The organism is Nocardia sp. NPDC005746 (genome assembly GCF_040630785.1).
Classification (GTDB): Bacteria; Actinomycetota; Actinomycetes; order Mycobacteriales; family Mycobacteriaceae; genus Nocardia.
The window spans coordinates 143404-161246 of record NZ_JBEXYE010000017.1 but is presented as its reverse complement, the minus strand read 5'-3'; the positions used below and the strand labels follow the sequence as shown (position 1 = coordinate 161246).

General features: G+C 64.7%; 24 protein-coding genes. 11 read left to right on the top strand and 13 right to left on the bottom strand.

Annotated elements, in window-relative coordinates:
• On the bottom strand, positions 1-289 hold a 289-nt coding region (locus ABZ412_RS27835; protein WP_357285653.1), incomplete at its 3' end, for a transposase.
• A gap of 132 nt (positions 290-421) precedes the next feature.
• On the opposite strand from ABZ412_RS27835, the gene ABZ412_RS27830 reads away from it, so the two are divergent.
• Complete coding sequence (locus tag ABZ412_RS27830) at positions 422-655, top strand: hypothetical protein (RefSeq protein WP_357285650.1); 234 nt, start codon at positions 422-424, stop codon at positions 653-655.
• 11 nt (positions 656-666) lie between these two features.
• On the opposite strand, the gene ABZ412_RS27825 is transcribed toward ABZ412_RS27830, so the two are convergent.
• From ABZ412_RS27825 to ABZ412_RS27815, 3 genes are all read right to left on the bottom strand, one after another.
• A complete protein-coding gene (locus tag ABZ412_RS27825; protein ID WP_357285647.1) occupies positions 667-867 on the bottom strand; it encodes a hypothetical protein in 201 nt (66 codons plus the stop codon).
• 339 nt (positions 868-1206) lie between these two features.
• Entirely contained in the window at positions 1207-1947 is a 741-nt protein-coding gene (locus tag ABZ412_RS27820) for a hypothetical protein (protein ID WP_357285645.1), read from the bottom strand.
• Between the two features lie 65 nt (positions 1948-2012).
• On the bottom strand, positions 2013-2168 hold the full coding sequence (locus ABZ412_RS27815) for a hypothetical protein (RefSeq protein ID WP_357285642.1): 156 nt from the start codon (positions 2166-2168) through the stop codon (positions 2013-2015).
• Between the two features lie 363 nt (positions 2169-2531).
• Here ABZ412_RS27815 and ABZ412_RS27810 point away from each other — a divergent pair, with 363 nt between their 5' ends.
• Complete coding sequence (locus tag ABZ412_RS27810) at positions 2532-2681, top strand: hypothetical protein (protein ID WP_357285640.1); 150 nt, start codon at positions 2532-2534, stop codon at positions 2679-2681.
• 937 nt (positions 2682-3618) lie between these two features.
• Complete coding sequence (locus ABZ412_RS27805) at positions 3619-3918, top strand: hypothetical protein (protein WP_357285638.1); 300 nt, start codon at positions 3619-3621, stop codon at positions 3916-3918.
• Positions 3919-3981: 63 nt separating this feature from the next.
• Here the strand turns inward: ABZ412_RS27805 and ABZ412_RS27800 are convergent, their stop codons facing one another.
• From ABZ412_RS27800 to ABZ412_RS27785, 4 genes are all read right to left on the bottom strand, one after another.
• Positions 3982-4206, bottom strand: coding sequence for a hypothetical protein (locus tag ABZ412_RS27800; RefSeq protein ID WP_357285635.1), 225 nt, complete (start codon positions 4204-4206; stop codon positions 3982-3984).
• 554 nt (positions 4207-4760) lie between these two features.
• The gene (locus ABZ412_RS27795) at positions 4761-5780 is read right to left on the bottom strand and encodes a HEAT repeat domain-containing protein (protein ID WP_357285632.1); all 1020 of its coding nucleotides are present in this window, start codon (positions 5778-5780) and stop codon (positions 4761-4763) included.
• Positions 5774-6427 carry a HEAT repeat domain-containing protein gene (locus ABZ412_RS27790; RefSeq protein ID WP_357285686.1) on the bottom strand — a complete coding sequence of 218 codons (654 nt, stop codon included), beginning with the start codon at positions 6425-6427 and terminating at the stop codon, positions 5774-5776. The genes ABZ412_RS27795 and ABZ412_RS27790 overlap by 7 nt, the downstream gene beginning before the upstream one ends.
• Positions 6428-6831: 404 nt before the next feature.
• On the bottom strand, positions 6832-7311 hold the full coding sequence (locus ABZ412_RS27785; RefSeq protein ID WP_357285629.1) for a helix-turn-helix domain-containing protein: 480 nt from the start codon (positions 7309-7311) through the stop codon (positions 6832-6834).
• A 78-nt stretch (positions 7312-7389) separates the two neighbouring features.
• Between ABZ412_RS27785 and ABZ412_RS27780 the strand changes: the two genes are divergently transcribed.
• On the top strand, positions 7390-7860 hold the full coding sequence (locus ABZ412_RS27780) for a hypothetical protein (RefSeq protein ID WP_357285626.1): 471 nt from the start codon (positions 7390-7392) through the stop codon (positions 7858-7860).
• Between the two features lie 275 nt (positions 7861-8135).
• Here the strand turns inward: ABZ412_RS27780 and ABZ412_RS27775 are convergent, their stop codons facing one another.
• Positions 8136-8684 (bottom strand): TetR/AcrR family transcriptional regulator, encoded by a 549-nt coding sequence (locus ABZ412_RS27775; protein ID WP_357285683.1) that lies wholly within the window; start codon positions 8682-8684, stop codon positions 8136-8138.
• 115 nt (positions 8685-8799) lie between these two features.
• Between ABZ412_RS27775 and ABZ412_RS27770 the strand changes: the two genes are divergently transcribed.
• The 3 genes from ABZ412_RS27770 to ABZ412_RS27760 all read left to right on the top strand — a co-directional run bounded on the left by ABZ412_RS27770 (position 8800) and on the right by ABZ412_RS27760 (position 9877).
• On the top strand, positions 8800-9105 hold the full coding sequence (locus tag ABZ412_RS27770) for a hypothetical protein (RefSeq protein ID WP_357285623.1): 306 nt from the start codon (positions 8800-8802) through the stop codon (positions 9103-9105).
• 116 nt (positions 9106-9221) lie between these two features.
• Complete coding sequence (locus tag ABZ412_RS27765) at positions 9222-9557, top strand: helix-turn-helix domain-containing protein (RefSeq protein ID WP_357285621.1); 336 nt, start codon at positions 9222-9224, stop codon at positions 9555-9557.
• Positions 9530-9877: a DUF6463 family protein gene (locus ABZ412_RS27760; protein ID WP_357285618.1), complete on the top strand. Its 348-nt coding sequence runs from the start codon at positions 9530-9532 to the stop codon at positions 9875-9877. Before ABZ412_RS27765 ends, ABZ412_RS27760 begins: the two co-directional genes overlap by 28 nt.
• A gap of 37 nt (positions 9878-9914) precedes the next feature.
• On the opposite strand, the gene ABZ412_RS27755 is transcribed toward ABZ412_RS27760, so the two are convergent.
• Positions 9915-10139: a hypothetical protein gene (locus ABZ412_RS27755; RefSeq protein ID WP_357285616.1), complete on the bottom strand. Its 225-nt coding sequence runs from the start codon at positions 10137-10139 to the stop codon at positions 9915-9917.
• A 197-nt stretch (positions 10140-10336) separates the two neighbouring features.
• On the opposite strand from ABZ412_RS27755, the gene ABZ412_RS27750 reads away from it, so the two are divergent.
• Both ABZ412_RS27750 and ABZ412_RS27745 read left to right on the top strand, forming a co-directional pair.
• A complete protein-coding gene (locus ABZ412_RS27750; protein ID WP_357285613.1) occupies positions 10337-10708 on the top strand; it encodes a hypothetical protein in 372 nt (123 codons plus the stop codon).
• Positions 10705-11631 carry an NAD-dependent epimerase/dehydratase family protein gene (locus ABZ412_RS27745; RefSeq protein ID WP_357285610.1) on the top strand — a complete coding sequence of 309 codons (927 nt, stop codon included), beginning with the start codon at positions 10705-10707 and terminating at the stop codon, positions 11629-11631. Before ABZ412_RS27750 ends, ABZ412_RS27745 begins: the two co-directional genes overlap by 4 nt.
• A 409-nt stretch (positions 11632-12040) precedes the next feature.
• Here ABZ412_RS27745 and ABZ412_RS27740 read toward each other — a convergent pair whose 3' ends face one another.
• The 3 genes from ABZ412_RS27740 to ABZ412_RS27730 all read right to left on the bottom strand — a co-directional run bounded on the left by ABZ412_RS27740 (position 12041) and on the right by ABZ412_RS27730 (position 13531).
• Positions 12041-12826, bottom strand: a complete 786-nt coding sequence (locus tag ABZ412_RS27740) for a BPL-N domain-containing protein (RefSeq protein ID WP_357285607.1) — start codon at positions 12824-12826, stop codon at positions 12041-12043.
• Positions 12827-13048: 222 nt separating this feature from the next.
• Positions 13049-13321: a hypothetical protein gene (locus ABZ412_RS27735; protein WP_357285604.1), complete on the bottom strand. Its 273-nt coding sequence runs from the start codon at positions 13319-13321 to the stop codon at positions 13049-13051.
• 12 nt (positions 13322-13333) lie between these two features.
• The gene (locus ABZ412_RS27730) at positions 13334-13531 is read right to left on the bottom strand and encodes a hypothetical protein (protein WP_357285601.1); all 198 of its coding nucleotides are present in this window, start codon (positions 13529-13531) and stop codon (positions 13334-13336) included.
• A gap of 448 nt (positions 13532-13979) precedes the next feature.
• Between ABZ412_RS27730 and ABZ412_RS27725 the strand changes: the two genes are divergently transcribed.
• Both ABZ412_RS27725 and ABZ412_RS27720 read left to right on the top strand, forming a co-directional pair.
• Positions 13980-14258 (top strand): hypothetical protein, encoded by a 279-nt coding sequence (locus tag ABZ412_RS27725; RefSeq protein ID WP_357285599.1) that lies wholly within the window; start codon positions 13980-13982, stop codon positions 14256-14258.
• 101 nt (positions 14259-14359) lie between these two features.
• Positions 14360-17842 carry a protein kinase gene (locus ABZ412_RS27720; RefSeq protein WP_357285596.1) on the top strand — a complete coding sequence of 1161 codons (3483 nt, stop codon included), beginning with the start codon at positions 14360-14362 and terminating at the stop codon, positions 17840-17842.
• Position 17843: the final 1 nt, after the last annotated feature.

Below are 17843 nucleotides of genomic sequence, written 5' to 3'. Positions count from 1 at the left end.
GCACACCGTCCGCATCGCCCAGATGCTCGACCGCATAGGCACGTGCCTCGTCGCGGACTCCGTCGACGTCCCAGGCCGCCTTGTTCAACAGCCGCTGCATCCCGTTCGGGGTCGAATCACCAGCGGCTTCAGCCAGGGTCCAGCCGTTTTTCCCCGCCAGCGGCGCGAGCAGGCCCCGCACATACGCGCGTGCCCGCAACCGCGGCTCCGCCCGATGGAACCGCCCCGCGACCCGCGCGAACAACTCCTCAAGCCCAGCTGTCCACGCCGCCAGATCCTCATCAACCAGCACGAAACCCTGTGCTACCCAACAACATCACGAAGTGATGCTGGAGTACTAGACGGGGTCGCCGTAGTAGCGGGCTGGTAGAGGACGGTTTCCACGTCAAAGCACCACCACCCCAGACCGCACCCGGAACCGGTGAATCACCCTCTACCAGGGCACATCTCGAACTTCGTTGGATTTTCGGCGATTACCACTGGAACCCCGCTCAGCAGCGACTACCACGAGCGCGGCACGGCCGCCCGGCGCCGCGCCGCCGAGCTGCTCGCCGACGTCGACGTCCGCCTCGACGCGGTCCTGGCCCAGATGGACGAGTGGCTGGCCCGCACCGACGCCCTCATCAACGACGCTATCGGTGACCCGACGCCGTGAGGGGTGGGCGGTTAAGAGCGGGTGTCGTCGTCGCTGGTGGTCTCGGCCGGTGAGACCACCAGCCGGGCCGGCCGCGCCTGCCCGATCTGGTAGGCGTCGGTGATCCCCTTGCCCAGTTCCAATCCTGAGGTGAACCGGTCAAGTCCGGCCGGAGCGGTGCTCGCACTGAACATCTTCGTCAATGCCTCGGACGGCAGGGCAGCAGTAAGCATGCTGCCAGCGGCGCACGCAGTCCGAAATTGAGGGTCCGTCCATCGCTGAGTGGCTGTTTTCGATCCCAGGGAGTTCACGGGTTCAGCCGATCAGATCCTACGGTGCCGCGCCGACTCTGCGTTGCGTGTCGCGTCGGCTTGCTGATCCATTGGACACGCTCGTGTTCTGAGTCAAGGTCTTGGCAGGATCCGACCGGTCATATGTTGATGCCATGGGCGGCGAGGTCATATGAGGGTGTTTGTCATATGAGGGTGTTTGGGAACGCCGACTGCGTGTGAATTCCAATCGCCGCTCATGGACTCGGGAAGCCTATGATCTGGGTCGTGGTTGGCGGCGTGCTACTGGTGGCGCATCCATAGGTTGGTTTCGGTGTAGGTCCCGTGGTCACGCTCCCGATTGATCTCGACCGGATCGAGTCCGCCGGGAACTGTGTATCGTCCGCTGTGCTCGAATCTCATGTTCGTCCAGTCCTCCCACTGGGCCACGGTGCCCGACACCGACATCGATCGTGGGGCAGGAGCCACGATGGCGGCACCCAGACGTTGGTGGGTACGAATCCAGGGGTCCGGATGCAAGCCGTCCGTGCGGGTCCACTGCATGAATTCGGCCATCGAGGTCAGCGGATGGTTCGCTTTGAGTATCGGTCGTACCGGCACGATCATCCGGAGTAAACCAGCACGCTGGGCACGCTGACGTAGCGCGGTGAGCAGCGCCGCCGCCAGCCCGCCGCCGGTGCGGTCGGTTCGGACTGTGGCCGACACGACGCACAGCGTATCCGGATTCACTGCAGCCTGGTGTCCGTTCACAGCAGTGACGATGGCACCGTCGTAGCCATCGGGAAGTGTTGCGGTGTGACCGTCCCAAGCAAGGGTGACTGCTACCGCCCGCCCCAGCACTTCGGAATCCTCGACAAGCAGCACATCGAAATCGGGGAAAAACTCGCTCACGGCGGCCCGGTAATCGTTCGATACCCGATCGTGCAGAACGAATCGTGGCCACCCGTCTCGAAGCGGCGCCAGGGCGCGACTGTTGTTCAGATCGGGTCGATCACCGGTGCTGACGATTGCGTGTCGAGCCATCCGGAAATACTAGATCGACCTCCAATCCGACCCCTCCCGCGCCACGTCAACCCCGAGGGCCGGGGTTAGGCCGCATCCTCCGCGCGCCATGCGCGGAAGGCGAGTGTGAACGCGCCGCCGGCGGAGGAGATGACCGCGGTGCTGGCGCTACCGAACACCACGATCGCGACGACCGCGGACAGGATCAGCGCCAACGCGACCAGGTCCGCCAGCAGAACCACACCCGAGAACTCGAGGAAGCAGCATCGCGATAATCATGCAGATATGCGAAGTAGTGCAGCGGATCTGTGGAAGTTCGGGTCGCAGATCCGCGCCGGGCAACAGCCCGATCCGAAAGGACCCACTACATGGTCCCTCACCTCCCCTCCGATCAGGAAGACCGAACCCCCCCGCACCGATCGCGGCGGCGGCAGCTCCCTCACAGATTCGGCCATGATGTGGGCTCCCTGCTGTCCGCACGTGAGCCCACGACTTGGCGCAATCCGGGCGACCCAGCAAACTTTCCGCGTACGCTCAGTGCTGCTCGATGACGGACGAAAGGTGTGACTGTTCAGTCTGGCAACCAACTGGCAAAGGAGACCGGCATGGACCTGCAGGAACTGATCGACGCCACCCGGCGGGAGTTCGACCAGATCGATACAGACCGCGACGGCTCCATCACTTTCGAGGAAGCCATGGCGTGGGGTATGACCCAGAGCGAGGGAACGCGGGCCACCCTTGACCGCCATATTTAGCAAGACCGCTCAGGGAACGGGAAGGTCTCCTTCGACGAGTTCCTGCGCTACAAGGGAGTAGTCGTCGACGACGGCTACGAATAGCCCCTGCGCGGCCCGCGAAGGACCGGCGGATCAAGGCCGTGACCGAGTCCGAGGCGCCCTGGGGCTGATCCCCACGGCGTGCACCGGGACCACCGGCCTGTGTGACCCGCAACCGATCACGAGAGCTGCCCCGGACCTCAGGTCCGGGGCAGCTCTCGTTTCTGTCGGCACGAAGATTCAGTGGGTTTCGGTGCGACCGCCGACAATTCGCAGGTTTCCGGCGCTCCCTGGTCGTTCGGAAAACGATCGTCTGCCGAGCACGAACACCTCGCTGGATCCGAGCGCGTTTCCGCAGGCCACCGCGACGCAGGTGTTCGAAGCATTTGTCTCACTCCGGGCGCCGCGCCAGCTTCCCGGATGCCTTGTCCACCCCGATCCGTTGAGTGCGTCGATCTGGGAATCGTCTTTCTGCCCGCGAGTCGACACCCGCGCGTACCCGAACCGAGCCATGCCCGGAACTGTCCCATAGAGGGCTGACACTTGCGGTTTCGTCCCGTAGATACCGCACACGAGTTCTGACCCGAATCAGGTCGGCGTCGAGCTGGGCGGATGCGCGTTCCTCGCCGGGCTCCCTTGTGGGACAGAAACGATCGTTTCCGCCCACTCCGGCTACGGTCGCCCTCACCGTCCGGCTCTCCAACGTGCGGGATCAAATGGGGCGGCAACGCTTCATGTACCAGGTGACACGATTCTTACCGGCACCCCCAAGGGCCAGGTGTGAATGTTCGAAGTTGTGTTCACTGTCGGGCGGTTTTGGTTCTAAGAAGGGGAGTTCGAACATCGGCGTGTCTCGAACTCCGGTTCACTACGGTGCTTTTGACTCGTACTCGTCTTCAGCACGAGGGTGTCCGGGATGGCCGGGGATTCGTCGCTGTCGGATCGTGGTGTGCTGAGCGCGGAGGAGGCACGCTGGCAGACGGCGGTGCGCCGGGCGACGGTGATCGGGCCGCTCCCGCGGCCGAATCGGGTGAGTGTGTCGGTCGCCGAGGAGGCTGCCGCCCGCCTGAGGGTCTTGTTCACGTCGGCGCTGGGCCTGCTGATCGCCACCCTGTTGGGAGTGCCAAGATCGGTCGGTCACTATTCACTGAAGCCTTTGGTTCCTGAGATTTGTTCTCTCGCAAGGCAAATCGTCAGCCAAGGGATTCGCCCATGATCAACCAGGAGTACGCGGCCAGTGCACAGCACGGCCCCAAAGCTTAAAGCTCGAGCTAGCGGATCAGCAGACCGGGATCCCTACGGAGCCGTTGAGGCTGGTGTGAAAGAGGAGGCAGACCAGGTGGTTCGCGGCAGAATACGAGCCATTCGAAGAGCCGGTGGTGTCCACGGGCTGTGCGGCGGTGACGGGCAGTGGCTCGGCTTGGGCGGCGGCGGCGAGGAGGGCCATCGGGGTGAGGAGGCCGGAAGTGACGGCCAAAGCGCCGAGGAACTTCTTCGAATTCATTTGAGACTCCCTCTGTTTGGATCGGAACGGGAGTCAGTATCACAGTCTCGGAGCGTGTGCCTGTAGACCCGATAGTTGGGGCTACTGATGTGTCAAGGAGCGCCTCGAGCAGCAACAGTCCCAGCCGCGCCCATTGGCGTCGGTCAGGTCTGCACGCCCCGCCACCGCTACGCTGGTCACGAGTTCTCCGGTATTCAGGTTCTTCGTCGCCGAACCGTCTACCGGAGCCCCAACGAGATCAGCCAAAACACGTCGCCAGTCTAAAGTGGCTGCGCGGGTGACCATCTGGTTTCGATGGTCCGCCGAAGGTCAGGCGGTCGACGATCGCCGCCGTCATCTCGGCGCCGGTGGCCGAATATCCGTGCTTGAGCAGTGCTTTCGTGTCGTGGACGGGTGTCCTCGACTGCCGACTACGTCGGTGCTGAGGCGGGCGGTACGGAGTTGGCCGTGGGCGTGTGCGAGTGCCCTGTTGTCGGATCCAGATCGGCAAGCTGCTACCGGAAATGGCGATGCTGTTAGCCCGACGCGATGTTCAATACTCCGATCGGCGTGTCTCAGTTTTCCTGATCCGGCTCTTCTTCGAGCCTTCCGATGAGGGCCGAGGCGACGAGGCCCACGACCCGGTCTTCGTCATGGGCCAGTTGTCGCAAGATGTCCAGCGCGATGGTCCCCGGCATCTCGGCGAGAGCCTGGGTCAGTCGCACCCGTACCGCCGAGTCCGCTGTGTGCGCGGTGAGTTCGTCTGCCAGCGCACTCATGATCAGGTCCGCCCACTTCGCGTCCTGCGCCAATGCTCCCAAGAGCTCGGCCGCCTCGACATCGTTCGGCCCCTTGACCACCGTATCGACCAGTGCCGGCACAGCCCGGGCCACGCCCCGCGCACCGAGTGAGAGAGCAGCATGTCTGCGGACCGTGGCGTCGGCGTCCCCGAGCGCGTCCGTGAGTATCGTGGTCGCTTCGTCGCCCGGTAGCTCGGCGAGCGCCAGGACCGCGCGCCGCCGGACTTCGATGTCTTCCGAGCCCAGGCCGAACGCCACGCTCGCCACGCCGTCGCCGTTGGCCCGGGCGAGTGCCCACCGCAGGGCCCCGGCAACGTTCGGATCGGATTCGGTCAGGATCGCCTCGGCCAGCAGTTCGGCAGGCACCGGCACGTCCTCGGCGGGGGCGAGGACGGCCTGCTGTCGCCGGGCGGCACTGTGCGAACGGAGTCCGTGCAAGAGCTCGACTATGCGCAGGACGTCTTGCCAGCCTCCTGGATCGGCGGCATCTACGGTACGGAGCCGCTCGAGGAGTTCTTGCTCCCGGTTCAGTCGTGCTTCGGTCCTTCGAATAAGGTCACCGACCAGTATGGACGGGCTGAATCCAGGATCGTCGAGAGCCTGTCCGATTTGGCGCAGGGACAGTCCCAGCGACCGCAACCCCTCCACATGGAAGATCCGCCGGATATCGTCGGGTGAGTATTCCCTGTAGCCACTCACGGTGCGGCCTGTCGGTCGTACCAGCCCGAGGGAGTCGTAGTGCCTGAGCATCCGGGCGCTCACTCCCGAGAAGCGCGCCACGTCGCCGATCAGCACGCCGTTGTCTCCTCCCGATCCGGACCGAGTGCGACGACCCGGCTCGCCTCACCGATGGCGAGGTCGAATCCGGCATCCGGGTCACTCAGGAGCCGCTGCGTGGCGCTCGCGTGCGCCCGCACCGTCGGGTCGTGACTTGTCATCGCCGTCTGCAGGACCGGCTCGACCACCTCGCCGAGTGCAACGAGAGCACGGCTCAGACTCAGCCGTACCTCGCGGTCACCTCGGCCGAATTGCGTGGCCAGTTCCGCGGCCAGCCCCTCCTTCACTTCCTGCTCGTCGGGCACGAGAACGACCGCAGCGCGCCATGCACTCCGCGCGACCTCGTCGTCGGCATCGTGCAGCATCGAATGCGTAATCGCTGACCAGGTATTCGGGGCACCGATCTTGGACAGCGTATGCAACGCTTGGCTGCGGGCTTGCGTGTGTTCGGAATAGAGCTCCGCCCGTAGTGCGGGAACGGTGATCTCGTGCGGGAGCCGGGTCAGCGCCCAGGTGAGCATGTCGCGCACGAAGAAGTCCGGCTCGATCGCGCACCGCCCTACGAGTGCATCGACGAAGAAGGGCTCGGGATACGTGCCGGCTGCCAGAGCCGCCTCGAGCCGGGTCGATGAGTTCGCAGCGGCCAATGCCTCGAACAGTCGCATGGTGTGTGGGTTCCTGTGTGTCGAATTGATGGGGACCACCTCCGACAGCCATTCAATGCCTTTACACAGTGACAAGGTCAAGCACTCACGGCCGATGTCGTGGGCATCGCTGTACTCCACGATCACATCGCGTCCATCCTGGGCTGGGCAGGGCATGCGGAAGACGGGCACAGCCCACCTGAGGTCTCCCCGCTTTCTCGGAGGGAGGGCTTACCAGGTCGGCGTCAGACGGTGGCGACGATCTTGCCAATGTGGATAGCGGTGGCTGCGACGATGTCATCGAGGGCGAACACGGTGTCGAATGGGATGCGATGTGCCGGTGCGGAAACCTGCCAGGCTACGCGGAAACCGGTTGCCGCCCGGCAACTCTCACGAGCGCTGTCCAGCGCCGAAGGTGCTCACGATCACCTCTGCTCGACGGTATGCCGACCAGATTTGCAGCGGCAAACCTCGGTGCTCGCTTCCCGACCCGTGCGCGTCGAGGTGCCGATCAGTCTGATCGCGGCTGCCGCGGATTCTGGGTCGCCAACGACGAAGATGGTAAGGCGGCAAGCAGATTCGTCGTAGGTCCAGTGGACATTGAGCTGCGCTGGGACACTCGAATCGTCGACCGCGGTCGCGGCGAGTTGTGCGGTGATCTGGTCCATCGCGAGACGGTCGACGTCGTCGATGTGCACGACAGACGAAACGTGCACGTGCGGGGTACTGACCGGTTCGTCGGAGACCACGCCGGTGAAGGCACGCAAGTCCCGTTCGCTGATTCGGTACTGCTTGCCCATCCGCATGGCTGGCAGACGGCCGTCTCGAACGTATCCGCGCACGGTACGCACATGCAATCCGAGAATGGCAGCCACCTGTTCGGCCGAATACAGAGCAACGGTCATCAACACAACGTACCGGGCCGTTAGCAGGAGACATCAGATTGAGTGAGCCGGACCAGGATTGGCGGCTCGGAGAATCTGATGCCGGCTAACGCGCCCGCAAGCCGGTTGGCCGAACTGCGCGTGCTGTGCACCCAGGTCAACCGCCTACGCAGTCTGCTCGCGATTGATGCCGAGCTGTGTACCCGCTATCCCGAACTCGCCCCGATGTTGGCCGCGATGGGCGGGGCCGCCGATGTTATCCGCGCTGACATCGAGATTCGCCGCGTACCGGCCGGGCCTGAAATCTTCGCCCGCACCACCGATTACGCGGTAATCCCCGACCGGATCCACCAGCACTGGCCCACCAGCGCCGATCACCAACTCACCGCCGCCTACGTGCGCTACCAGTGCGCTGGGATCGCCGATACCTACGCCGCCGCCGCGGTGACCGAGCTCCACGCCGCCCACCCGCGCCGATTCGTCGTCGAGTGGGGCAACCCGCCTGAGCCGGACCGCGATAAGGCCCGACACCCGCGCCGTACCCCCCGCCTGCGCTGTGCGGGCGGGTGATGTGCTCGCACGGCGCGAACGATGGCGGCTTGTCGTGTGAAACGGCTCGGCTTGCACCCGTATGGTTTTGGGTGATGAGCGAGTTGGCATGTGGGGTCCAGTGACGTGAAAAGTCGTACTAGGCGAGAGCTCACACCCTGAGATTCGGTAGAAGGTTGTGTGGCAACGTGTTTCGCCCGGCTGGACCCGACGCTCTGCCCAAATCCGTGAAAAGTCGCGCTCAGCGGCGAGCTGGTGCGATCCCGCTACCGTTCACTAAGCCGCCGCCGACCGCTTCACCGGTCGAGCACGATGGCCGACGCACGGGCGCGGACCTCGTCGCGAGTGCGGCCCTCGTGGTCGGCGGCCAGGAACTGGTTGCCGATAGCCAGGCAGAAGGCGAGCAGGCTTCGGGCCTCGACCTCGTCCGGATCGGAGCAGAAGGTGCCGATCATCTTCCGCAACAGTTCCATGCGCCGGTTGTCGACGCGCTGCAGGCGCGCGAACACCGACTTGTCTCGTCGCGCCCAATCACGAATCGCGAGGTCGAGCGCCAGCAGACGCTCGCTGGACAGAGTTAGCCGTCCGGCTAGAACGATCCTGTCGCGTGGGTCGGATTCTCGTTGGACGCGGTCGAGCACATCGTCGACGCATTCGCCCTCCCAGGCGTCCAACATCGCTTCCAGCAGAGCGTCACGATCGCCGAAATAGCCGTAGAACCCGCCCTTGGTCACTCCCAGTGACTTGGCCAGAACCTCGACACGTACCGCTTCGACACCGCTGGTCGCCAACGTCTGCAACCCCTGCTCGATCCACGCCTCGCGTGGGGTACGGGCCACGCCCATGCTGTGACTCCTCTCACCCACCTCCACACTATACGCCGCCGTATATCAGGGCTAATTTCTCTTATACGCAACCGTATAACAAGTGAGTTCCCTCGAACGAGAGGAAAAGTCCACGATGTCCATCGGATTCATCGCCTTCCACTACCCCAGGGCTGAGCATTTCGAGGAATTCATCGACAGGACACGCCAGATGGGCGATGTCATGCGGTCGACGCCGGGATTCTTGTCAGGAGGATGCTGGACCACCGCAACGCCCGATGGTGACTCGGTCGTCACCGCCTGCCATTTCGAGTCCCAGGAAGCGTTGCAAGCGGCCATGGCCGCGGCGCGCGGTCTGGGCCCGGTCGTCGCCTTCGATGAGCGTGAGCAGCGCCCCCGCGAAATCCACACGCTGCTGCCCCAGTTCCAGTTGACGCGATGAGGTTCCCCGACATCGCCCACACCGAGCTGCAGTGACTGGATCCACGAGCTGACAACCGCGGACACCATGGGCTGACGCACCTCTGCTTCCGTGTGTGTCTCCAAGCGAATTGGAGCATGGTTTCCACAATATGGGTAGGCCGGCCAAAAATAGCTCGGATCGCCTGCGCGGTGCTGCCGCGAGCGACTCCACTGGCCGAGTCGGGTCCGGCAGCGGTCACCATGTCTGCGGTAGCGCGGGCGGCTGGCGCGTCCAACGGATCTGTGTACCACCGATTTCCGGAACGGGTCAGGGCGCTTTCCGGAACGGGTCAGGGCGCGCAGCCACAGCCCGATAGCAAGGCGGAGGGCCAGGATCTCGCTGACTGCTCTAGCTCACCACGATCGTCGGGGTCTCCAATACAGCTAAGGAAAGGTTCAGGAATGTGGATTCAAAAACTGGATTCTCGCTGACAGGCGGCCTGCTCAGCTTCATCGGATCGGTTCACACTGCGCTCGGAGGTGTCATGTGGGTGGTTGGCGACGAAACGGCCGAGTTCTCCTTCTGGTTCACCGCGTTCGGTGTCGCCGCTGTCTGCTTCGGTATTTCCGTGATCGAGATTGAGCGAACCAGAGGCTACGTGCCGGCCCCGATCCTCGCCGCAATCGCGGTGCTCACCCTGTTCGGCCTCGCATGCGAGCCCGTCTCGGGGTTTCTCGCGGTCCTGGCACCTCTGGCCGTCGGCGTCCGTGGATGGATCCGCCATCGCCGCAACGCCGCAGTCCCAGCTTGATGAGCCGAGTCCAGCCCGACCCAGCACGGCCCCACAGTCAACTCATGTGCGCCAGCAAGTTCCACGCGGTCACCGACCGGTATGGTGCAGCGCCACCGAACACCGAGCTATCAAGATCACCCGCGTCGTTCGGTTGCCCTGCCCCAAGGGGTTCGATGACCACGGCACGACACTGATCGAGCCGGCACCAGCGCATCAGAAAGACCCTGCCGATCACCGCGATTCGACCAACCACTGCCGCACAGAGCTGGTCTTCAAGCATCGAACATGGTGGCGCGCATCATATTTCGGCGTCCTTCACTGCACTGGAGTAAGTGCTCAAATCTGTTTTGGAGAGCGATGACAAAAGAGGAGGGTAGCGACGATGCCGGTATCCGTCAGGCACGTCCCAGAAGGTCCGAGGTCACCGGAGGTGACGCGATGAAAAGTGCTCGGTACGTTCGCGCGAACGGTCTCGTTGTGACCGCGACCGTGTCGGCCGCGACGACGATGGTGGGATTCGGCGTCTGGATGCGGGTTGATCCGGCTGGATTCGCCGACTGGGCGAACTGGCCCAACCATGTGCACTTTCTGCACGACGCCGGTGTTTTCCAAATCGGCATCGGGCTGATGCTGCTATGCGCACTGTGGTGGCGCGACGCACTCGCGGTCACGCTGACGGGGTTCGTGTTCGCCAATTCCTTCCACGCGATCAACCATGCGCTGGACCGCGATCTCGGTGGCAACGACTCCGACTTCTGGATGCTCGGACTGGTGTCGGCACTCGCCGCCGGCGCACTGGTCATTCGTCTGCAGGCCCTGCGGGCACGGCGAATGGAGGCCACCCGATGAAGGTCTTGCTAGCGGGCGCTACCGGAACACTGGGCAGTGAACTGGTGTCGCAACTGATTGCCGCCGGGCACACGGTCATCGGATTGTGCCGGAGCGAGATCGGAGCCGGACGGCTGGCCGCGGCCGGAGCCGAACCGGTACTCGCTGACATCATGGACCAACGTGGATTGCTGACGGCTCTCGAAGGCCGTGCGGCCGACGCGGTGATTCACGAAGCCACCGCGCTCACACGGACCCCGACTGCGCATCGCCATCTCTATACGACCAACGCCCTGCGCGATGTGGGCACCACGCATCTACTGCGGGCGGCCGAAGTGGTCGGTGCGCACCGGTTCGTCACCCAATCATTCTTTCTCGGTTATGGTTACCGCGACCACGGTGATGATCCAATCACCGAAGACGCCCCCTTCGGTGTACCCGCAAACGACGCTTTCGACCGGCACCTGCGTTCGATGCTCTCCAACGAGAACCAAGTGCTCTCCGCACCAGGGATGGACGGCATAGCCCTACGCTATGGTCTGTTCTACGGTCCGGAGGTCAGCACCTACACCCTCGCGGACATGACACGTAAGCGTCTACTGCCGGTCCCGCGACCAGCGGGTGTGACATCGCCCATCCATATCGCCGATGCCGCGGCGGCGACCGTCGCGGCCCTCGAGAGGGGGCGCGGCGGAGAGTCGTACAACATTTCCGACGACCACCCGCTCGGCTTCGACGAATACATCCGAGCCATCGCCCGAGCGGCCGCCGCCCAGGAACCGCGTCGAATACCGTCGTGGCTGTTGCGAGCCGCCCCGTATATGCATGCGCTGATGGTGAGCACCCGCATTCGCCTATCCAATGAAAAGGCCAAACGCGAGCTGGATTGGTCGCCTCGATTCCCGTCCTGTCACGAGGGACTTTCGGCTATCGATTGGGGCTGAGTACTGATTCGGAAAGTGTCGATGATAAGGCAAAACCGGCCGAGCAGACGGGTTCGCAAGTTGACTGCCGATGGCATACGTACGAGGGGTGAGGCAGAGACGGTCCCTTGCCCCAGGTCCAACCCCGCAGGGGACCGCTCGACACCCGGAAGACCGATCCCGACGAAAGGCCCCAGGCACTGCACAGACCGCGACTTCGCGGGCTCCTTGTTCGGCCCGGTGCCGACGCGCAAGCCCGGCATGCTGGACAACACGGCAGCAGCGAGGCGACCACTTGCGATTCCCCACCCATACCTGCCTGCGCGACAGGCACATTCAGCCGGAGTTCAGATCGAGAGAGTCCGGCGGCGGTCTGCAGTCGCTGGCTCTTGCGTCCGCAGGTTTCCCACCAGCGTGCCGGAGATCGGGTTCACCGGCTCATCAGCGCGGTGATCAGGTCCAGGCCCGGGCGGTCATCGGCAGCGGTGCTGTCGAGATGATGTTCGGCATACCAGGATTCGGATGCCTCCGGGTGCGGCCCGACCAGCGCGATCCGCCCCTTGCCCGACGGCGCGACCACTGCTGCGGCGGCGCCGTTGCGGTAGCGTGCCAGGATCTGGGGCGGATCAGCCGAATCCGGGACGGCGAAGAACGGGCCGTCCTGGAAGTACGTCTGCTGGTTGTGGTTTCGCCAGACCACGGTGGCCACGGTGACGGCGGTGCTGTGGATCTCGGCGCCGGGTGAGTCCGAGTACTGTTCGACCTCGCCTGGCCACAGACCGAAACCGTTGACGGTGCCGGCGAGGTAGCCACCCATGCAGATGCCGAGGTAGCGGCCACCGGATCGGACATAGTCGGTGATCGCGGCAGCGTAGGGGTCCATCTGGCGGCGGGCGTGGGCGACATCGTCACCTCCGCCGGGTTGCAGGTACACCGAAGCGGCTGCCAGCGTTCGGCCGTCGAGGGGCAGCTCCGAATCAGGACCGGTGAATTTCACGGTGAACCGACCCGAGCGAGCCAGCAGGTCCGCCGCAGCCTCCGAACATCCGTCGCAGGACGCCGGGCCCCGATACACCAAGGCCACGGGAAGACCCTGGATGGCGGGTGTATCGAGGTCCGGTTCCGCCGCGCACCCGGCGAGCGGGCACGCGGCGGCCACCGTCAGCGCAAGCGCAAGCAGAGTGCGCCATTGCCCTGACACTGATTTCGACCTCACGAAACGAATTCTGCTGTTCCACCTATGAGAAAACTGTGAGGATGCGGCCGGCATCCCGGCTCCCCTTCGCCTCCACACCCGAAACCCCACCCGTACGCCGCCGGTCGTGACACACTCGAAAACCCAATCGGCAAGCACGACGTCGTGAGCGATGCATCCCGCCATGGAAGCCACGCAGCGGGATTCGAGCGCGGCATTTCTGCCCGCGCGGGATGCCCGCCCCTACCGCTGGTCTCGCCTGCGTTGGCGTCGATGGCTTCGATCGTGTCTTGGGGCGGCTGGGGCTTGCTCCGGAGTACGGATCGGGCGTGCGAGAGTCCATGTCATGAAGACGACCGCGGCGGCCAGCATGCCCAGTCCGGTCCACTGGTTGATGTTCCACCCGCCGGAGCGCAGGTGGTCGGCGTCGGTGTCGTGCAGGGCGGCGGTCACGATGAGGATCACTCCGTAGCAGCCGAGCAGTCCCGCGACGATGGTTCGGATATCGAAAAGCATTGTGTCAGTTCCTCATCCCACGACGATGTTCAACACAACGACGCCCGTCAGCGCGATGCCCGCCAGCAGGGCGGGGCGCTGGTACCACGGCAGACCGGCCGCATCAGGGTCCACGAATTGGTACTTGGGGGTCACGGAGTAGACCAGGCCGATCAGCTCGTCGGCAGGTTTGGCGCGTCCAGCCCCGCGGAGGCCGGTCGCTACTGTCACGGGTGCGGGCAGCGTTGGCGGAGTCCGTGCGTGGTGACGCGGTCTACTGTTCGGCGTCGTGCCGTGCCCGGCACTGGCGGTGGGTGAAGCGGACACGCTCACGGGTACCGACCATCGGTGCCACGTCCGGGCTCGGTGTCCTGAATGCGGCCAGCAGTGGATCGCGGGCCTGGACCGGCGCACGTCGACGGTGTACTGCTCGCCGCGGTGTCGAACCCGCGCGTGGCGTAACCGTTCGTCGAACACGTCACGGTGACACCAGTTCCGAACGGTTTGCCGATATCGAGAAAATAGCCCCTGAAATGGTCAAATCGTCTTTGATGCGGCATGGCGTCTGGTTGTCTCGGAGGGTCACCATGGGTGAGTCAGAAGTTATACGTTCGCATCTCACATCACGACCTGCGCCGATTGCGGGGTTCGCCAGCTGGAGGTGGGGACAGGGTCGGTGATGTCGGAGATGATCACGATGCCGGCCAAGATCGGGAAAGTCACACAGCGCCAGTACCGGCAGATGGTCGCCCGGGGCAGGGTCCTGGTGGGGCAGCAGTCACGGTCCCAGTTCGCGCTGGGCGATTTCGCGCTCAAGATCGCCCCCTATGCAGCCCGTCGGCGGCGCCCACGCCACGCAGCCCTCGCTGACCGTCGGTTACGAGATCGCTTCACCGGCAAGACCATCGGTGCTTACCTGGGTTTGGTGCCCACCGAATACTCCTCCGGCACCACCTGATCGCAGGGATCGATCACCAAGACCGGCAACAGCCATGCCCGCCGCCTGCTTTCAAGGCCGCCTGGCACCACCGCAGGACCTACCGCAGTCCCACCGCCACCATGGGTGCGCGCTGGGCGCTGGTGCTCGCCGCGGCCCGCGCCTGCGGGCACGCCGGCAACCATCGCCTGCACCACCAGTGGGAACAGTTCACTGCCCACCACAAACGCCCCGTGATCGCCAACGTCGCCGTCGCCCGCGGCCGGTCGGTGCCACCGGATCCACCGGATCGGGAACTTCGGCAGCACAGCGGACTACTATCGGAGTTCCGGGGGCGTGAATCGCAGGTGACCCACATGGTCGAGGATGACCCCCTCAGAAAACACCGGGATATGGATATGGCGGCTCCGCCAGTCGCGGAGCTGAGTTCGGTGGGGTTCGAGGACGCCGAGGAGATCGGGCGGGGCGGGTTCGGCGTGGTCTGCCGCTGCACCCAGCGCGACCTGGATCGCGTCGTCGCGGTGAAGGTGCTCACCACCGCTGAACCGGACGAGGAAAGCAGAGCGCGATTTCTGCGGGAGCAGCGCGCGATGGGGCGGCTGACCGGCCACCCGAACATCGTCGGGGTTTTGCAGATCGGCGAGATCTCTTCTGGGAGACCGTATTTGGTGATGCAGTGCCACGAGCGCGGATCTCTCGAGGACCGGATCCGCAGGGACGGTCCACTTTCTGTGGACGAGGCGCTGCGGCTCGGGATCAAGGTGGCCGGGGCGCTCGAGACGGCGCACCGGCTCGGTATCGTGCATCGTGACGTCAAACCGGCGAATATCCTGTTCACCGAATACGGGGAGCCGGCGTTGTGCGATTTCGGAGTCGCCCGTATCGCCGGTGGATTCGAGACCGCAGCTAGAACGGTCATGGCGTCGCCGGCTTTCGCTGCTCCCGAGGTTCTCGACGGCCATCCGCCCGGTCCGGCGTCGGATGTGTACGGGCTGGGAAGCACGTTGTTCTGTGCGCTCACCGGACATGCCGCTTTCGAACGCCGGAGTGGGGAACAGGTCGTTGCGCAGTTTCTTCGGATCACCACCGATCCGGTGCCGGATCTGCGCACGGGCGGGATCCCCGCCGATGTGTGCGCGGCAATCGAGACCGCGATGGACCGCGATCCGTCGCAGCGCCCCTCCGCCCTCGCCCTCGGTAAGCAGCTCCAACGGATCCAGCGCGACCATGGTTACGCCGTCGATGAGATGACTATCCGCGGTGAACCCGACAACGTGCAGGAAACCCACGTACCGGCGCGGGGACCGTGCCGTCGCAGCGGGGATACGGGTGCCCTTCCGTTGGAACTGACAAGCTTTGTCGGTCGGAAGGCACAACTGTCCGAGGTGAAGAAGGCGCTGTCGGAATCGCGTCTGGTTACGCTGACGGGCATCGGTGGGGTCGGCAAGACGCGGCTCGCGTCGCGGGCGGCGAGCAAGTTGCGCCGCGGTTACGCAGACGGGGTGCGACTGGTCGAGTTCGGCGACATCGACGACCCCGAGTTAGTGGACGACATTGTGGCTACGTCCGTAGGCGTGCAGAACCTGGCCGGCAGGCTGACGAGGGAGGTACTGGTCGAGTTTCTGTCGACACGCAAAATTTTGCTGGTGCTCGACAACTGCGAGCACCTGGTGGGGGCGGTCGCGGACCTCGCGGAGTCGCTACTGCGTGCCTGCGTGGACCTGTCGATCTTGGCCACCAGCCGCGAGGTCCTCGGAATCGGCGGCGAATCCGTGTTGCCGGTGACGCCACTGGGTTTCCCGGATCCGTCCAGCATGCCCACGCTGGGAGAAGCGTCCCGATACGATGCGGTGGAATTGTTCGTCGAACGAGCGGCGGCGGTAGTGCCCGGGTTCGAGCTGACCCGAAACAACCGGCTTGCCGTAGCCCGGATCTGTGCCCGGCTGGACGGGTTGCCATTGGCGATCGAGCTGGCCACGGCCCGGCTGCGCGTGCTGTCCGCCGATCAGATCCTCCGACGGCTCGATGACCGGTACACCCTGCTCACAGCGGGCAATCGGGATGTCCCGACGCGCCAGCAGACGCTGTGGTGGTGCATCGGCTGGAGTTACGACCTGTGCACGCCACGCGAGCAGCAGCTGTGGTGGCAACTGTCGATCTTCGCTCACAGCTTCGACCTCGACGCAGCCGAACAGGTGTGCGGCACCGCCACACCCGACCCCGACCTGCTCGATGCATTGTTCGCGTTGGTGGAGAAGTCGATCCTGATCCGGGAGGAATCCGGTGGCGTGGTCAGGTTTCGGATGCTCGACACGGTGCAGAACTACGGCAGGAGAAAGCTCGAGGAGGCAGGTGAGGACCGGGAGATCGGTCGCCGGCATCGGGATTGGTACGAGCGGTTGGCGTTCGACGCGGAGGCCGAGTGGATCAGTCCCCGCCAACTCGAGTGGGATTCTCGCCTGAAGCGGGAACTGCCGAATCTGCGCAAGGCAATGGAGTTCGACGAGGCCGGTACCGGCGGCATGAGGATTGCAGCAGCTCTGTTCTCGTTCTGGTACATGGGTGGCCGAATCACCGAGGGCCGCAGCTGGCTCGACCGTACTTTGGCCCACTCGGCCGGTGGACACGGTCGAGATCGCGCCAAGGCGCTCTACTCGGCCGGGATGCTTGCCGCGGCTCAGGCGGACCTGGCCGCGGCGAAGGCACGGGTGGCGGAACTCAGGGGGCTGGCCAGGCAGATGGCCGGCCCGGAGATCGCCATGTGGGAGGCGGTTGCGGACGGTTACACCGCGCTTGTCGGCGACGATCTCGGCCATGCAGTCGCCCGCCTGGAGCAGGCCGGAGAACTGGCCGCAGGCTGTAGCGATCCCGTATTGCGAATGGACTCTTCCCTGTTGCTGGGGTGGGCATACCAACTCAGTGGGGATCTCCGGCGCGCGGTCGCCTGTCACGAGCAGACGCTGGCATTCGCCGACTCTCGCGGAGGAGAGACGTCGTTTCGCTCCTGGCTGTTGTGGGCGATGGGTACGGCCGTCTGGAGGCAGGGTGCGCTCGACCGGGCCACCGACCTGTTGCAGGAGAGCCTTCGTCATGCACGCTCGGTAGATGATCCGCTCATCGCCGCGACCAGTTTGGAAGCTCTCGCATGGATCGCGTCGGATCGCGACGATGTCCGCCGCGCCTGCGTGTTGATGGGTGCTGCCGAAGCACGGGGCCGGGCCGCCGGTAGCTCCTCCATCCTGTTCCCCAACCTGGCCACCTATCACGAGGCCTGCGAGCGCCGCGCACAGGAGATTCTCGGAACGCGAGAATTCGAAAAAACCCGGGCGAAGGGCGGTGCGATGAGTTTCGCCGCGGCCGCTGCCTTCGGCCTCGAAGAAGACCCCCCATCGCTCGCCGACCGAGCGGCGTCGGTCCTCACCAAACGTGAGCAGCAGGTCGCCGAACTGGTAGCCGAAGGCCTCACCAACAGCGCAATCGCTGGTCGATTGATGATCTCACAGCGCACTGCCCAGGGGCACGTCGAGCACATCCTGACGAAGCTGGGTTTCACCTCGCGGGCTCAGATCGCGAGGTGGGTCGGAGCAGGTGCAGGACCATCCTGAG

What these genes read in the sequence shown, in the direction of transcription:
- ABZ412_RS27770 (WP_357285623.1), top strand. Translation starts at nt 8,800, where the DNA reads ATGTCCATCGGATTCATCGCCTTCCACTACCCCAGGGCTGAGCATTTC.
- ABZ412_RS27790 (WP_357285686.1), bottom strand. Translation starts at nt 6,427, where the DNA reads ATGCGACTGTTCGAGGCATTGGCCGCTGCGAACTCATCGACCCGGCTC.
- ABZ412_RS27720 (WP_357285596.1), top strand. Translation starts at nt 14,360, where the DNA reads ATGGGTGCGCGCTGGGCGCTGGTGCTCGCCGCGGCCCGCGCCTGCGGG.
- ABZ412_RS27800 (WP_357285635.1), bottom strand. Translation starts at nt 4,206, where the DNA reads ATGAATTCGAAGAAGTTCCTCGGCGCTTTGGCCGTCACTTCCGGCCTC.
- ABZ412_RS27775 (WP_357285683.1), bottom strand. Translation starts at nt 8,684, where the DNA reads ATGGGCGTGGCCCGTACCCCACGCGAGGCGTGGATCGAGCAGGGGTTG.
- ABZ412_RS27825 (WP_357285647.1), bottom strand. Translation starts at nt 867, where the DNA reads ATGCTTACTGCTGCCCTGCCGTCCGAGGCATTGACGAAGATGTTCAGT.
- ABZ412_RS27725 (WP_357285599.1), top strand. Translation starts at nt 13,980, where the DNA reads ATGTCGGAGATGATCACGATGCCGGCCAAGATCGGGAAAGTCACACAG.
- ABZ412_RS27820 (WP_357285645.1), bottom strand. Translation starts at nt 1,947, where the DNA reads ATGGCTCGACACGCAATCGTCAGCACCGGTGATCGACCCGATCTGAAC.
- ABZ412_RS27745 (WP_357285610.1), top strand. Translation starts at nt 10,705, where the DNA reads ATGAAGGTCTTGCTAGCGGGCGCTACCGGAACACTGGGCAGTGAACTG.
- ABZ412_RS27765 (WP_357285621.1), top strand. Translation starts at nt 9,222, where the DNA reads ATGGTTTCCACAATATGGGTAGGCCGGCCAAAAATAGCTCGGATCGCC.
- ABZ412_RS27780 (WP_357285626.1), top strand. Translation starts at nt 7,390, where the DNA reads ATGCCGGCTAACGCGCCCGCAAGCCGGTTGGCCGAACTGCGCGTGCTG.
- ABZ412_RS27735 (WP_357285604.1), bottom strand. Translation starts at nt 13,321, where the DNA reads ATGCTTTTCGATATCCGAACCATCGTCGCGGGACTGCTCGGCTGCTAC.
- ABZ412_RS27810 (WP_357285640.1), top strand. Translation starts at nt 2,532, where the DNA reads ATGGACCTGCAGGAACTGATCGACGCCACCCGGCGGGAGTTCGACCAG.
- ABZ412_RS27755 (WP_357285616.1), bottom strand. Translation starts at nt 10,139, where the DNA reads ATGCTTGAAGACCAGCTCTGTGCGGCAGTGGTTGGTCGAATCGCGGTG.
- ABZ412_RS27785 (WP_357285629.1), bottom strand. Translation starts at nt 7,311, where the DNA reads ATGACCGTTGCTCTGTATTCGGCCGAACAGGTGGCTGCCATTCTCGGA.
- ABZ412_RS27805 (WP_357285638.1), top strand. Translation starts at nt 3,619, where the DNA reads ATGGCCGGGGATTCGTCGCTGTCGGATCGTGGTGTGCTGAGCGCGGAG.